We start from the raw sequence: 14,621 nt of genomic DNA on the forward strand, positions 1-14,621 counted from the left end.
CCGTTACATTCTAAATACGCCGAACTTCGTTGCCTCCAGGGGGCGGCGCGCAGCCAAGTCCAGAGCCAACCCCAAGACCGTACGCGTTTCCACAGGATCGATTACGTCGTCGATCCATAAGTTGCCGGCAAAATTGTAGATGTCTGCGAACGACTCGAATTGCTCTTTGATTGGGACCTTAAATGCTTCTTCCTCTTCGTCCGACCAGACCTCGCCATCTCGTTCCCGCTTCTGCCTCTGCACCATAGCTAACGTCGTCGCAGCTTGGTCTGGGCCCATTAGCCCAGCTCGTCCATTAGGCCAACCGAAGACCAGATCCGGCTCGAACTGACGGCTGCACATGGCCAAATGACCTGCGCCGTAGGATCCGCCGATGATGAGATTAAACTTCGGAACATTAGCTGAAGACATTGCAGTGATCATCTTGGCGCCGGCCTTGGCAATCCCACTACGCTCGGCGTCTCGGCCCACCATGAAGCCAGCGATGTCGGCAAGAAACAGCAGCGGCACCTGCCGTTTGCAGCACAGATCAATAAAGTGCGCTGCCTTTAACGCGCTTTCTGTGAACAGCACTCCCAGGTTGGCCAGAACCCCGACTTCAAATCCGTGAATGTGAGCAAATCCGCAAAGCAGCGTATCGCCGTGGTCAGGCTTGAATTCGCTAAACCTGCTGTCATCCAAAAGCCGCGCCAATATCTCCCGTGTATTAGTGGGAAACCTCGGATTGTTACTAACAATGCCGTAGATTTCTTTCGGGTCGTAACGTGGCGGCAAAGCCTTGATAGGAGGCCTGATATAGCCTCCTTGGCGCGGCAACCCAGCAATAATTTCCCTCATAATTGCTAATGCGTGGCGGTCGTTGTCCGCTATGTGATCCGTGACCCCGCTGACCTTTGTATGCATTTCGGCACCACCCAGAGACTCACGATCAACCTTCTCACCGGTCGCAGCAAAGGTGATTTCTGGCCCCCCCAAAAACATGTAGCCTTGATTGCGGACGATTACAACTTGTTCGCATAGCGAGGGGACATAAGCTCCGCCGGCCACGCACGTTCCGTGCACCACCGCAAGCTGTGGAATTTCTTCAGCCGACTGGCGGACAATGTTGTGAAAGACACTCCCATACTGCCCTTCGTCCGGGAACACTTTAGCCTGCTCGGGGAAATATGCGCCTCCGGAGTCAACCAGCGTAATTGTTGGCAGGCGATACCGTCTGGCGACTTTTTGTGCACGTACATGCTTCTTCGCCGTCATGCCAAAGTAGGTGCCGCCTTTAATTGTCGAATCGTTGGCAATAATCATGCAAAGTCGGCCCTGAACGCGGCCGATGCCGGTGATGATTCCCGCCCCGAGTTGCGCCGCCCCCGAAGATTCACCTCCGGCGAGCACACCAAGTTCCAGAAACGGTGCGCCAGGATCAATGAGTGCATGAACGCGGTCTCGCGGCAGCAATTTTCCGGCTGCCAAATGCCGCTCCTTGATTTTCTGACTAGCGCCTTGGAAAGTCACGTGTCGCTTTTCGTGCAGCGTACTGACTAGCCGACGGTAGTGTGCATCGTTTTCTTTAAATGATTGCGCTGACGTTGCAATTGATGACTGAATAATCCCCATCTGCTCTCCACGATCTCACGAATGATCTGAACTCCGGACACCTCAAACGGTCGGAGCGGGAAGCTACGACCGACTCCAATTCTTACATAAACCGACCAGACGGTCTGCGAATAGGGCTAGATTACTGTAGGTTGGATTCGTTGTCAACACCCTTCATTGAATTGAGGTAAAGATAAACGATAAGCGTCACGCCAGCATCGCCAAGGGCAAAAATGACGAAAGAGCGCAAGTGGTTCTCACCGAAGCAGCGGCGTGATTTCAATTAAACACTAGAGCTCAGCGAAGAAGCCGAAACGGGTAGCCCGACCATTCGTTCGATTTCAAGAATCGCTCAGCGCAACTGGAATACGAGGCTGCAGTTTCAAAAACTTTTCAAAAAGTAGTTACACACGTCTCGAGAAAGTAGAAGGAAATGGCACGGCATAATGTTAATATTTAGTCCGACGAGTCGGTAGATCATAAAATTGCCGACCGACGCCAATTCCTTCACTCGCGAAGCAAGATCCGGAATTTACTTTCTTGACAATTAAAGGAGTTACATGAAAATCTTAGTAACAGTCAAACGCGTAATCGATTTCAACGTCAAGGTGCGCGTCAAGTCCGACGGCAGCGGTGTGGACATCGCCAACGTCAAGATGTCGATGAATCCCTTCGATGAAATCGCCGTCGAGGAAGCCATGCGCCTCAAGGAAGCCGGCAAGGCCACTGAAGTGGTGGCGGTGTCCTGCGGCGTGACGCAATGCCAGGAAACCCTGCGCACCGCCATGGCCATCGGCGCCGACCGCGCCATTCTGGTCGAGACCGATGCCGAGCTGCAGCCGCTGGCGGTGGCGAAACTTTTGAAAGCGCTGGCCGACAAGGAAGCCCCGCAACTGATCATTCTTGGCAAGCAAGCCATTGATGACGACAATAACCAGACCGGCCAGATGCTGGCCGGTCTGCTGGGCTGGGGACAAGCCACCTTTGCTTCGAAAGTCGTGATCGAAGGCGACCGCGCCGTGGTGACCCGCGAAGTCGATGGCGGTCTGGAAACTGTCTCCCTGGCCTTGCCGGCCATCGTCACCACCGACCTGCGCCTGAACGAGCCGCGCTACGTGACCTTGCCCAACATCATGAAGGCCAAGAAAAAGCCGCTGGACGTGGTCAAGCCGGCAGACCTGGGGGTGGATGTGGCGCCGCGCCTGAAGACACTGAAAGTGGTCGAGCCGGCCAAGCGCTCGGCCGGCATCATCGTGCCGGATGTGGCCACGCTGGTCGCCAAGCTGAAGAATGAAGCAAAAGTCATTTAGCCATATCCGAACAGCACAGGAACCATTGTCATGGAAAACATCCACCAGCCCACCAAAGAGCAAATCAGGGAATGGCTTGCCAGGCGTAGGCAGAATCCTGCGCCGATACCGGATGCCAAACAGATCCGGCGCCAGCTGGGCTGGGAACAAGATGACCATGCATGCCAGCAACCCATTCAACAAGCAGCCTGAGGAGCGGCGCCATCGCTGCCCAGGCCGATTACTTCATCTGGAAAATCATGACTGCACTCGTCATTGCCGAACACGATAACGATTCCCTCAAGGGCAGCACCGCGCACACCGTCACCGCTGCCGCTGCCTGCGGCGACGAAGTCCATGTCCTCATTGCAGGCCACAACTGCGGCGCTGCCGCCGAAGCCGCGGCGAAGCTTGCGGGCGTCGGTAAAGTGCTGGTGGCCGATGCCGCGCATTTTGCCGATGGCCTGGCCGAGAATGTCGCGGCCCAGGCGCTGGCGCTGGCGCTGGCCAAGGATTACTCGCACATCCTCGCCCCGGCGACTGCCTATGGCAAGAACATCGCCCCGCGCGTGGCCGCCAAACTGGATGTGGGCCAAATTTCGGAAATCACCAAGGTCGATAGCCCCGATACCTTCGAGCGCCCGATCTATGCCGGCAACGCCATTGCCACCGTGCAGTCGAGCGACCCGGTCAAGGTGATCACCGTGCGCACCACCGGCTTCGACTCCGCTGCCGAGGGTGGTTCCGCGCCGGTGGAAGCCATTCCGGCCGTGGCGGACTTCGGCAAGTCGGCGTTCATCTCGCGCGAAGTGGCCAAGTCCGACCGGCCTGAGCTGACGGCTGCCAAGGTGATCGTTTCGGGCGGGCGCGGCATGGGCTCGGGCGAGAGCTTCAAGATCCTCGAACCCCTGGCCGACAAGTTGAATGCCGCCATGGGCGCCTCGCGCGCCGCGGTGGATGCGGGTTACGTGCCGAATGACTGGCAGGTGGGGCAGACCGGCAAGATCGTGGCGCCCCAGCTGTACATCGCAGTCGGAATTTCCGGCGCCATCCAGCATCTGGCCGGCATGAAGGATTCGAAGGTGATCGTGGCGATCAACAAGGACGCCGAAGCGCCGATCTTCGGTGTGGCCGACTATGGCATCGTCGGCGACCTGTTCGAGGTCGTGCCGCAGCTTATCGCTGCACTCGGCCGCGGCTCGGTTTAATCAATTTTTCTTGTAGGAGAATCTCTAATGGCTGGACCATTGAATGGAATCCGTATTGTGGAATTTGCAGGTATGGGCCCTGGGCCGTTTTGTGCAATGATGCTGTCTGATATGGGTGCCGAAGTTATACGTATTCAATCGAAAAATAGTAGCTCGGTGACGCCAGTTTCAAATAGCAAGTTTGATGTCATGGCACGCGGCAGACGCTCAATGGCAATAGATCTAAAAAAGCCGGGTGCCGCCGACGCCATGCTGCAACTAATCGACAGAGCCGATGCATTGATTGAAGGCTTTCGTCCAGGAGTTATGGAACGGCTCGGCTTGGGTCCGGAAATTTGTTGCAAACGAAATTCAAAGCTGGTATTCGGCCGGATGACAGGCTGGGGACAGACTGGCAAGCTCTCTGCGACTGCTGGCCACGATATCAACTATATTTCGCTCTCCGGAGCTTTAAACGCCATGGGGAGCCGAGGGGCGCCCCCCGCGGTCCCGCTGAATCTCGTTGGCGACTTCGGCGGTGGCGGAATGATGCTCGCGTTTGGCGTTGTTTGCGCACTACTCGAGGCGCGCGAATCGGGTAAAGGGCAAGTAGTCGATGCCGCGATGACAGACGGCTCTGCATTACTTTCCTCGATGATGTTCGGGTTGAATGAAGCTGGTTTGTGGTCCAATCAACGAGGTGACAACCTACTGGATGGCGCTGCGCATTTTTACAGCACTTACGAATGTGCAGACGGCAAGTGCGTGAGCGTTGGAGCAATCGAACCTCAGTTCTATAAAGCCCTGTTGCTTGGCCTTGACGTGAGCGATCCGTTGTTTAACAATCAGATGGACAAGGCCTTGTGGCCGGAGTTGAAAAGCCGTCTTGCCAAGATCTTCAAGACGCGCCATCGTGACGAATGGGCTGCAATTTTTGACGGTAGCGATGCTTGCGTAACCCCAATCCTTGACTGGGATGAAGCGATCCAACATGAGCACAATCGGGATCGAGAGGCGTTCGTCGAGATTGACGGAGTAATGCAACCTGCGCCTGCGCCGAGGTTCAGCCGTACTAAGCCGGAGATGCCCCTTGTTCCAGCGCATGCCAGTGAACATACCTCCGCGATCTTGTCCGAATGGGGTATCGATGTTCAAACTGTAAGCTTACTGCGTGAGCAAGGCGCGATTTGAGCATAAGAAGCACAGATCTAATTCTGTTTGCCTTTGAATGGATGATTCACATGCAACACGTCGACAGAATCACTCAGCTGCTGGTCTGGCCATTCTCCGGAGATAGTTAAAACTACTGCAATCCAAGGGCTTTCCGGAAGCAATCGAATCGGAGTTCCCAAAAACGGCGGTGCAGCTGTGTATCTTGCCCATGGTGCGCTACAGCCTGAACTTTGTTGGCTAGAATCTGCGCAAGGCAGTCTTGGCCGATCTGCGCGCCATCTACACCGCCGTGACCATTAAATAAACGGCAACGCGCCTGTTCGAACTCGATGTCCAGTTGGGTGCGGATTATGCGTTGATCTGTAGTAGTTTCGACTTGATCGTAAAGTCCTGACAGCGCAACTGGGTGCGCATCGTGCCATTTTTCGATTATCCGGCAGAAATCCGGAAAGTGATCTACACGACCAATACGATTGAATCGTAAGCACCTCATCAGCACCGTCATTGACTTTCGGTGCTGATGGTGATGCGGGACTCAGGCTGATTTTTTCAGGCGCTCTGCGACGTTCCATGGCAGGAGATCTGCCACGCGATTGATCGGATAGTCTGCGATGTGGGTAAACACATGGCGCAGGTACGCTTCCGGATCGATGCCGTTGAGGCGGGCTGAGCCGATGAGCGAGTACATGGCGGCAGCACGCTCGCCACCGCTGTCAGCCCCCAGGAACAGGAAATTCTTCCTGCCAAGACAGACGCCGCGCAAGGCATTCTCCGCGATATTATTGTCGATCTCTGCCATGCCATCGTCGCAATAATAGACCAGCGCCTGCCACTGGTTGAGCGCGTAGTTGATGGCCTTGGTCGTGTCCGATTGGGTCGATAGTGTCAACAGCCGCTGTCGCAGCCAGATTTCAAGATCGTCCAGCAGGGGCCTGGCCTGCTGTTGCCGAATCCGTTGCCGCTCGTCCGGTGGTTGCCCACGGATTTGCGCTTCGATGGCATACAGCTCGCCAATCCGTCGCAGCGCTTCGGTAGAGGTGGGCGTAGCCTTACGCACGTGCAGGTCATGGAGCTTGCGACGGGCATGTGCCCAGCATGCCGCTTCCTTTACCTGGCCATCCGCATAGATCGCGTTGAAGCCTGGAAATGCGTCAGCCTGAACCACGCTGGCAAATCCGGCCAGGTGCGACTGCGGATGCTGGCCCTGGCGGTTCGGCGAATAGGCAAACCACACGGCCGCTGGAGCGGACGAGCCGGCATTGCGATCATCCCTGACGTACACCCAGAGTCGGCCCGTCTTCGTCTGACCATTGCCGGGAGACAGTACCGGCATCGGCGTCTCGTCCGCATGAATCTTGCCCGGGGCCAGTACATGGCGGCGCAGTGCCTCCACCAGAGGGGTAATCAGCACACCGCATGCGCCCATCCAGCGCCCTGTGGTGGCGGGATCCAGATCCACCCCTTTCCTGGCGTGGATGACCGATTGGCGATACAGCGGTTGATGATCGGCGAATTTCCCCACGGCGATGTTGGCCAGCAGACCGGGGCCGGCGAAACTGCGCTGGATCGGCCGACTCGGTGCGGCCGCCTGGACGATCACGTCGCAGCAGCCACAGGCTTTTTTACGGCGTACGTGACGAATCACCTTGAAGGCGGCGTCGATGATTTCCAGCTGTTCGGAAACGTCTTCGCCGAGCGACTTGAGGTCGCCGCCACATGCCGGGCAGGCTTGGACCTCTGGCTCGATGATGTGGTCTTCGCGCGGCAGGTGGTCAGGCAATGGCTGGCGTGCCGACTTCTGCCGGGGCGTTACTGTTTCCGGCTGCTTCTGTTCGGCAGCGCCTTCCTCGGCAAGCAGATCTTCCAGACGCGTTTCCAGCTGCTCGAGTTTCTTGTCGATCTTCTCGGACTTGCGGCCGAACTGCATGCGCTTGAGTTTGGCGATCTGCAGTTGCAGCTGCTCGATTTCGAGCGTGCGCACGGAAAGTGCCAGCTCCAGCGTCGACACGGTATGGCGCAATTGCTGGAGCTCGTCGTCGCGGCGCAATAGCAATGTCTTTAGGGCATCGATGTCGTCCGGCAGTGAGGCGGGGGTGACAGGCATGCGCGGCAGTTTACGCGCTTGCGGGGATGTTTACAACAGCGAAAGCGGTGGCCCGGTGCGTTCCGGCTGCTTCCAGTTGATCCCCTCCAGCAGCATGGACAGCTGCGCCGGGGTCAGGTGGATCTTGCCGCTGTCGGCCTGCGGCCAGACGAACCGGCCATGCTCAAGCCGCTTGATGAGCAGACATAGTCCATCGCCGGTGGCCCACAACACCTTGATGACATTGCCACGCCGGCCACGGAAGACGAACACATGGCCGGAGAGGGGTTCCTCGGCCAGGGTCATTTGCACCTTGGCCGCCAGGCCATTCATGCCGGCCCGCATGTCGGTGATGCCTGCGGCAATCCAGATGCGCGTTCCCGCCGGCAGGCCCATCATGCGCGCAACATCCGCAGGACTGCATGCAGCATGGCCAGATCGGCGTGGCCATCAAACCGGAGCGTCACATCGGCGATGGCAATTTCCATAATGCCCTGTCGCGCAACGCGCGTGTCCGTTGTGCTTGCCGTCTCTGTCGTCGCCAGAAGTCGAGGCGTTGATGCGGGCGCGACCGCTGCCGCTGTCTCGACAATCGTGACTGGCAACATGGCCTGAGGCGCCGGCGCAGCATCGAACAGGCCAGCCACCAAATGTCGCCGCCATTTGAACAGCATGTTGACGTTGATGCCGTGCTGCTGCGCCAGATGTGAAACGGAAGCGCCGGGCTCGCTGGCCTGCTGCGCGAGCTGCTTCTTGAACGCGACCGGAAAGTTCGGGCGCCGTTTGCGACGCCCCTCTAAAATCAATGAATCCACGATAGTTCCCACTAAAAAATAGCGGGAACTATCGTGGATTATTTGGATACTCTCGTCCAGACGGTACAGATGAGGCGCTTACATTGAATCGCTCAACATGAGTCTGCGCAAGGTCACCAAAAACCTCAAATCATTTTCCAATGACGACGTCTTGATCAAGCTGCATTATTTGGTACTGCGCAACATCAGCAAGAAATGGACAATGCCCATCCAGAAAAGGAAGGCAGGCCTGAACCGGTTCACCTTCCTGTTCGATGAGCGCATGCCGCAACATTAATCGAAAACAAGATCACACAAAATCGCGGACATCATCGGTGCGGAACGCCAACTCCATCTGCGTTCTCAGCAGCTTGGTCCAAGCCAGTTTTCTGCGACATTTTCGCGGTGAAATGTCGCATCACCGAAGGCCATTTCGAGGCGTTTAGCTCGCTTTAGATAAAAGTGAATATCATGCTCCCAGGTGAAGCCGATAGCGCCGAATATCTGTAATGATTTTTCCGCGGTTCGGACATAGGCATCCGAAGCGTATGCCTTGGCAGAGGAAATGGCTATCTCAGCGTCTGGCAATTGATTTTGCATCGCCCATGCGGCGTAATATACTGAACCTCGCACTGCCTCCAGGTCCGTAAGCATGTCAGCACAGCGATGTTTAATGGCTTGATAACTGCCAATCGGCTTTCCAAATTGTACACGCTCTCTACTATAACTTACCGCCATTTGGAGGGACTTATCTATTCCACCAATCATTTCTGCGCTAGCGAGCAGCGTTGCAAGACCCTTTCCCTCTTTCCAGATCGGCCACCCTTGGTCAATTTTGCCAAGTATGTTTGCGCTGGGCACCCGGAGTCCATCCAGATTAATTTCACATAATCGGTACGATTCGTCCATGCTATTCAAGGGCATAACCGGAATGTCAAGCTGTTGGCGGTCAAACACAATGAGGCTGATCCCTTCCTCGCTATTGAGATTTTGCGAGGTTCGTACAGCGCATATTATGAGGTCCGCGACGTTGGCATACGGGACCCATAGTTTTCGTCCGTTCAGAGAGTAGTCGTCCCCTGAGTGTACGGCGGTGGCCTGTACTGCATCAGCGCACCAGTAGCCATCTGGCTCGTCAATAGCGTAGGTCGCCACTAACTGACCTGCGGCGATTTTCGGCAGATACATCTTCCTCTGCTCGTCTGTGCCGGCCTTGACGAGCATGTCCGCCACCGTTATTGTTTCAAGATATGGACCTGGAAGTGGAATGCTACCGAGACATTCCATTACAACGGCCAAGTCAACACTACCGAGTCCGCTCCCGCCGAATTCTTCAGGAACGTTCATTCCCAAGAGACCCAAATTTGCGAGATCATTCCAGACCTTTTCTGAAAAACAATCGCTACTTTCGATGATTTTTCGAATGGTATGCAAATCGCACTCGCTGTGCAGATAGCGCTGAACCGATTCTTTTAGCGCTATCTGGTAGTCATTTAGTCCAAAATTAAACATAATCATTCCTAACGAGGCATCTCAAGAATACGTTCTGCGAGCGTATTTCGGTTGATATCCGAGGTTCCGCCCGCTATGGTTTCGCATCTCATCCAAAGATAGTAATAAGGCCAATGCCCATTGCTGATTGCCCGCTCAGATCCCTTCATAATTTGGGAATACGGTCCTTCAATATCTAGGGCGACAGACGAAAGACGCTGCATTATTTCTGTCCAATAGACCTTCAGGATCCATGATTCTGCTCCAGGTTCCTGGCCACGGATTTTCGCGCTTACTGTGCGCAACACCGCATATCGAAAGCTTTCAATCTCTATTCGGCACTGTGCCAGCTTCTGTCGAATGATTGGGTCTTGTATGACGGGCTTTCTGTTTCGAACGGTATGTCGCGCAAGATCCACTAATTGTTCAAGTATGCGGAGATGCCGGATAGGCAGATCGAAATAAGCGGAAGTTCTCTCGTCGGCCAATGTCGTCATCGCGGCATACCAGCCTTTATCAATACCACCCACCACGTTGCTCAATGGAATGCGTGCCTCGTCAAAAAATATTTCACCATAATCCCTGTCCTTAGTAATCTGCCTGATTGGTCGTACTGTGACGCCTGGCGTCTTCATGTCGATCAGTACATAAGTCAATCCCTTGTGGCCTGGCTGGGTGTTAGAAGTCCTTACCAAAGCGAAGCACCAGTCTGCAATATGAGCCCAGGTAGACCATATTTTTTGTCCGGTGATTACAAGGTAGTCGCCATCGATGACGCCTTTCGTTCTCAGGTTCGGCAAATCTGAGCCGGCATTCGGCTCGGACCAGCCTTGGCACCACACTACATCTCCGCGGAGAATGGGCGGAATAAACCTCTCGCGCTGTTCTTCGGTACCGTGCGTGAGAATAGTCGGGCCAACAAGACCTTTACCTTGCCAAAGACCTTTAGGAGCATCTGCCTTGGCCATCTCTTCGTAGAATATTAGTTGCTGCGCCAGCGTGGCATCCATGCCTCCATACTTTTTCGGCCATGAGATCATCGCCCAGCCTTGCTTGAATAACAATCTGTCCCATTCCTGGTCGATGTGATCACGAGCATCCCGATCGTTTTTTACGTTGTTAACTTTCCATTCTTCTGGAAGATTAGCTTTTATCCATGATCGAACTTGCTCTCTAAACGCTTCTTCATCTGCAGTAAATTGTAAATTCACGCCTTTTTCCCTTTTGAAGAATCAAAAACGAATAACTTTCAGTGCTGGTCTTGAATTTCCGACTTCACTTCGGTTGTGGATTCCTTATCTGGCTCATCACATTCAGATAGGCCAGCGACACTGCCCTTTATAAACATTCCGTCTGGACGGACTATTTTACACCTTAGAATTTTGTTTGCCCACAGCTCTTTATTTATCTCCCACGTTACACCGCTTGATAACGCCCATCTGGAAGTATGCCCCCCCCTTCCGCTATCAGTTCATCAAGATGCATGCTTATGCTACGCCGCTCTACAGAGCGCTCGTTCAGCACCGCCCTATGGTGCGAAGTGACCCAGATATTCAGATCAAGCTCGGCCACGGCCTTCATGGTTGGCCACACATCATCATTGTCGGCGTAACCGAAGTATCGCGCTAAGCCCTCCCACGATTGCAGCGCCGCCCAATCGGCTTCATGCACTTGAACATGGGCCTGTAGCAAACGATGCAGGCCCGCGACGTGATTCTCATGCACATGACTGAGCACAACCAAATCGACTTGGTCGATCGCTGGCCCGATGCGGTTTGCCACTAACGGGATATCAAATTCCCCCCGTAGATCCGCCCCAATCACGATCACCCGATTCCCAGCAGGGTATTTTCCGGCCTTTTCTCCAGTCATACTGAGACTGTGCCGTATCACATCGTCTCTTCCAATTCGAGGGTATCCAATCGTTACCGATGGCTAAGACTCCGTTGTTCACACCCCTTCAACATGAGCGCCGTACATTGACGACCGCTCATTGCGCCACCCCTAAATTCAAGTTCGCAACAAACTCGTACTGAATATTAATGGCGATTGCTACTGCCTTCTCATACCGATACGTAATGCGGTGCTGCCGCCCGTGCACGAATGCGTTTTCAACAAAGCCCTCAATCACTTCTGTCTCGCTAATGGCGTCGACGCAACTCACAATGACCGAGCTTTTGATAGCGTGGTGCCGGCGCGTTCGCGGCAATGACGCATCGTGCCAAAATTTGAGGGCGAGATTTAGAACTCATCAGCATTGAACGCGTAGCGTTTCATGGCTTGATAACAACCTTCCCCATTGCCCTGCGGCTGGACAGCCTCTTGAGTGCTGCAACGCCTTCCGAAAGGGGGACGACTGAATCGATCGCGGGGTTTATGATTCCTTGTTCCACCCAGACTAACAGTTCTTCCATATTTTTTGCATGGAGCTCCGGTTGCTGCCTGACAAAGGTAAGCCAATGTACGCCAATGACGGAATAAACCTTAACCAATGTTAAGTTGACCGGTAAGATCGGTAGGTTTCCTGATGCAAAACCAACCACGAGCAATCGTCCATTGGTAGCCATAGCCCGCGCACATGCACCAAACACATCGCCGCCGACAGTGTCGAAGACAACGTCGGCGCCGCGACCGCCTGTGCGCTCCTTAATCGCTTTTTTTAGATCTTCCTTTGTGTAATTGATTGTCTCGTCGGCCCCCTGAGACTTCGCAAAAGCCGCCTTCTCGTCGCTTGAGCAGACTGCGATTACCCGTGCGCCGATAGCTTTTCCAACCTGGATTGCGCCACTACCGGTCGCACCCGCGGCCCCGGTAACGACTAAGGTTTCACCAACTTGCATGTCTGCACGCTGTCGCAATGCATGCTGAGCAGTCGCAGTCGACGACATCATCGCCGCGCCAGATTCGTAGGAAATGTTTGGTGGTAATCGTGTTGGCAACCATCCCGGTAATGCAATTTTTTCTGCAAAAGCACCAAAATTCATTGCCAGGCTCATTACCCGATCCCCCGGCTTAAACCGGGTGACGTTACTTCCGACAGCAACAACATCTCCTGATATTTCAGTCCCCAAGATAAAAGGCAAGGCGGGCTTCGTCTGGTACTTGCCTTCGGCAAGCAGAATATCAGTGAACACCACACCGGCGGCCCGTACCTGTACGAGAACGTCATCAGAGCCTGCATTCGGATCAGGCATCTCTTGATAAGAGAGCGTGTTCACATCTCCGAAATTGTTACAAACAAGGGCTTTCATCACTATTTCGGGTTTCCTTTTTCGAGGAACAGAACGCTCATCTCGCTCCTCACTTGGCAGCAACTTTCCTCAGCTTCGCGAAATCACATACGAGCGTCGATTATCTTCGCTAAGCACTGATCCGTTTCGCCGATCTAATTCACTTTCGGCTGTAATCGGTCTTGCATCATGTCGTCGACTTTGGATATGTCGATCCAGCCCAATACTTTTTCTTCAGCTCAAGCTTGTTAAGCTTGCCGGTGGCAGTCACAGGCAAGCTGTCAAGAAACTCGACTGACTTAGGCTTGGCATAGCTGGCCATGCGCGGCGCACAAAACTCGATCACTTCGCGCTCAGTAAGCTTTTCGCCCGGTTTGCACACAATGAAGGCCTTGACGACTTCGCCCCATTTGCTGTCCGGTACGCCAATGACCGCAACGTTGGCAATCTTGGGATGGTCGAACAACGCATTTTCGATTTGGGCCGGATACACGTTTTCCCCACCGGTAATAATCATGTGGCTCTTGCGATCGACAATGTAGATATAGCCATCCTCATCCACTGTCGCCAGATCCCGCGTGTAATACCATCCATCGCGGATTGCCTCCGCAGTCTCCTTTGGCTTGTTCAGGTAGCCTGCCATCACTTGCCCACTTCTGACGATGACTTCCCCTACCTCGCCCGGGATGACGTTCGTTCCGTCATCGCGCACAACTCTTACCTCTGAAAGACTGGCCTGCCTCCCGGCCGAGTTCAGCCGCCCTGCAACACGGCCCGCTCCCGTTAATGCTTCCCGATGGTCGGCAACACTAAGCACCGATATGAATAAACATTCGGTAGCACCAAGTGCCTGCATGATCTCACAGCGCGGAAACATCTTGGTCGTTCGCCTCAGAATCTCCTGAGGCATGGGTGCGCCGCCGTAGAGCAGACGACTCATGCTGCTTAAATCGTAATCTTTGCCAAAATCAAGCACCATATTGAGCACTGCCGGGACCAAAGTCGTTTTTGAGATGCCATGCTGTTGGACCATTTGGCAGAATTCCAATGGCACGAAATCCCTAACAACGACGTTTGTAGCGCAGCGAAACACTGCTCCTAGTGCAATTAGGCCGATAGCATGGAACATCGGCAATGAGCCGAGGTAGCGATCCTCTGGTCCGAACTGCATCTCGATGGCGGCGCTGTACATACGCATGATCATGTTACGACGCGTCGCCATCGCGCCTTTGGGGTCACCCGTCGTGCCGGTGGTGTAGATGACGGCTGCCAGGTCATCATCGGCATGCACGGCTTGCGGCTCCGCTGACGATGCACTCGCCAGCAAAGACTCGTAATCCAACAAGCCCTCCACCGCCCCCCCGACTGCAATGATGGCTTCCAATGCGGGCAAGCGCGTGCTCATCTCCTGGACGGTAGCGGCAAACTCCGTATGGACCAGCAATGCCCGGCATTCCGCATCGGCAATGATGGTGCAAATCGCGTCAGGGTTAAGTCGATAGTTAATCGGAACCACCACGATCCCGGTCTTCGCCCCCGCCGCAAAGGCATCAAAGCACTCGGCACAGTTCTTTAGCACCACTCCGACACGGTCGCCCTTCTTCAGCCCCAGGCCAAGCAAGGCATTTCCCAGCCGATGCTGCCGATCCCCCCACTGCTTCCACGTAAAACGCCGATCCCCATCAACAAGCACATCTCGTTCCGGATATAGCGTTATTCCTCGATTAAATGCTGCGCGATAGTCCATTCCGCCTCCTCCATGTCTATTTGCCGTTGCCGAGCTC

At 54.7% G+C, this 14,621-nt stretch carries 13 protein-coding genes and 2 pseudogenes; 6 read left to right on the top strand and 9 right to left on the bottom strand.

Going from position 1 to position 14,621, the window contains the following annotated elements; genetic code table 11:
* Positions 1–3: 3 nt before the first annotated feature.
* Positions 4–1,611 (bottom strand): acyl-CoA carboxylase subunit beta, encoded by a 1,608-nt coding sequence (locus D3878_RS14675; protein ID WP_119786169.1) that lies wholly within the window; start codon positions 1,609–1,611, stop codon positions 4–6.
* Positions 1,612–2,150: 539 nt separating this feature from the next.
* Here D3878_RS14675 and D3878_RS14680 point away from each other — a divergent pair.
* The 5 genes and pseudogenes from D3878_RS14680 to D3878_RS24110 all read left to right on the top strand — a co-directional run.
* Complete coding sequence (locus tag D3878_RS14680) at positions 2,151–2,900, top strand: electron transfer flavoprotein subunit beta/FixA family protein (RefSeq protein WP_119786170.1); 750 nt, start codon at positions 2,151–2,153, stop codon at positions 2,898–2,900.
* Positions 2,901–2,930: 30 nt separating this feature from the next.
* Positions 2,931–3,092: a hypothetical protein gene (locus D3878_RS24105; RefSeq protein ID WP_199688169.1), complete on the top strand. Its 162-nt coding sequence runs from the start codon at positions 2,931–2,933 to the stop codon at positions 3,090–3,092.
* 47 nt (positions 3,093–3,139) lie between these two features.
* Positions 3,140–4,087 carry an electron transfer flavoprotein subunit alpha/FixB family protein gene (locus tag D3878_RS14685; RefSeq protein WP_119786171.1) on the top strand — a complete coding sequence of 316 codons (948 nt, stop codon included), beginning with the start codon at positions 3,140–3,142 and terminating at the stop codon, positions 4,085–4,087.
* Positions 4,088–4,114: 27 nt separating this feature from the next.
* Positions 4,115–5,257, top strand: a complete 1,143-nt coding sequence (locus tag D3878_RS14690) for a CaiB/BaiF CoA transferase family protein (RefSeq protein WP_119786172.1) — start codon at positions 4,115–4,117, stop codon at positions 5,255–5,257.
* A 376-nt stretch (positions 5,258–5,633) separates the two neighbouring features.
* A pseudogene (locus tag D3878_RS24110) lies at positions 5,634–5,720 on the top strand (transposase); the annotation flags it as partial.
* Positions 5,721–5,774: 54 nt separating this feature from the next.
* On the opposite strand, the gene tnpC reads toward D3878_RS24110, so the two are convergent.
* The 3 genes from tnpC to tnpA are packed head-to-tail and all read right to left on the bottom strand — an operon-like array spanning position 5,775 to position 8,137.
* Complete coding sequence (gene tnpC, locus D3878_RS14700; protein ID WP_119786173.1) at positions 5,775–7,343, bottom strand: IS66 family transposase; 1,569 nt, start codon at positions 7,341–7,343, stop codon at positions 5,775–5,777.
* 30 nt (positions 7,344–7,373) lie between these two features.
* The gene (tnpB, locus tag D3878_RS14705; RefSeq protein WP_119784367.1) at positions 7,374–7,721 is read right to left on the bottom strand and encodes an IS66 family insertion sequence element accessory protein TnpB; all 348 of its coding nucleotides are present in this window, start codon (positions 7,719–7,721) and stop codon (positions 7,374–7,376) included.
* On the bottom strand, positions 7,718–8,137 hold the full coding sequence (gene tnpA, locus D3878_RS14710; RefSeq protein WP_199688079.1) for an IS66-like element accessory protein TnpA: 420 nt from the start codon (positions 8,135–8,137) through the stop codon (positions 7,718–7,720). The genes tnpB and tnpA overlap by 4 nt, the downstream gene beginning before the upstream one ends.
* An 82-nt stretch (positions 8,138–8,219) precedes the next feature.
* On the opposite strand from tnpA, the pseudogene D3878_RS14715 reads away from it, so the two are divergent.
* A pseudogene (locus D3878_RS14715) lies at positions 8,220–8,414 on the top strand (IS256 family transposase); the annotation flags it as partial.
* 65 nt (positions 8,415–8,479) lie between these two features.
* On the opposite strand, the gene D3878_RS14720 reads toward D3878_RS14715, so the two are convergent.
* The 5 genes from D3878_RS14720 to D3878_RS14745 form a co-directional block, all read right to left on the bottom strand.
* Entirely contained in the window at positions 8,480–9,628 is a 1,149-nt protein-coding gene (locus tag D3878_RS14720; protein ID WP_158592277.1) for an acyl-CoA dehydrogenase family protein, read from the bottom strand.
* Between the two features lie 8 nt (positions 9,629–9,636).
* The gene (locus D3878_RS14725; RefSeq protein ID WP_119786177.1) at positions 9,637–10,818 is read right to left on the bottom strand and encodes an acyl-CoA dehydrogenase family protein; all 1,182 of its coding nucleotides are present in this window, start codon (positions 10,816–10,818) and stop codon (positions 9,637–9,639) included.
* Between the two features lie 205 nt (positions 10,819–11,023).
* Complete coding sequence (locus tag D3878_RS14730) at positions 11,024–11,479, bottom strand: MBL fold metallo-hydrolase (protein WP_119786178.1); 456 nt, start codon at positions 11,477–11,479, stop codon at positions 11,024–11,026.
* Positions 11,480–11,880: 401 nt separating this feature from the next.
* The gene (locus tag D3878_RS14740; RefSeq protein WP_119786180.1) at positions 11,881–12,858 is read right to left on the bottom strand and encodes an NADPH:quinone oxidoreductase family protein; all 978 of its coding nucleotides are present in this window, start codon (positions 12,856–12,858) and stop codon (positions 11,881–11,883) included.
* Between the two features lie 166 nt (positions 12,859–13,024).
* Positions 13,025–14,584 (bottom strand): long-chain-fatty-acid--CoA ligase, encoded by a 1,560-nt coding sequence (locus D3878_RS14745; RefSeq protein WP_119786181.1) that lies wholly within the window; start codon positions 14,582–14,584, stop codon positions 13,025–13,027.
* Positions 14,585–14,621: the final 37 nt, after the last annotated feature.

It is taken from the genome of Noviherbaspirillum sedimenti (genome assembly GCF_003590835.1).
In the GTDB taxonomy this organism is placed as follows: Bacteria; Pseudomonadota; Gammaproteobacteria; order Burkholderiales; family Burkholderiaceae_D; genus Paucimonas; species Paucimonas sedimenti.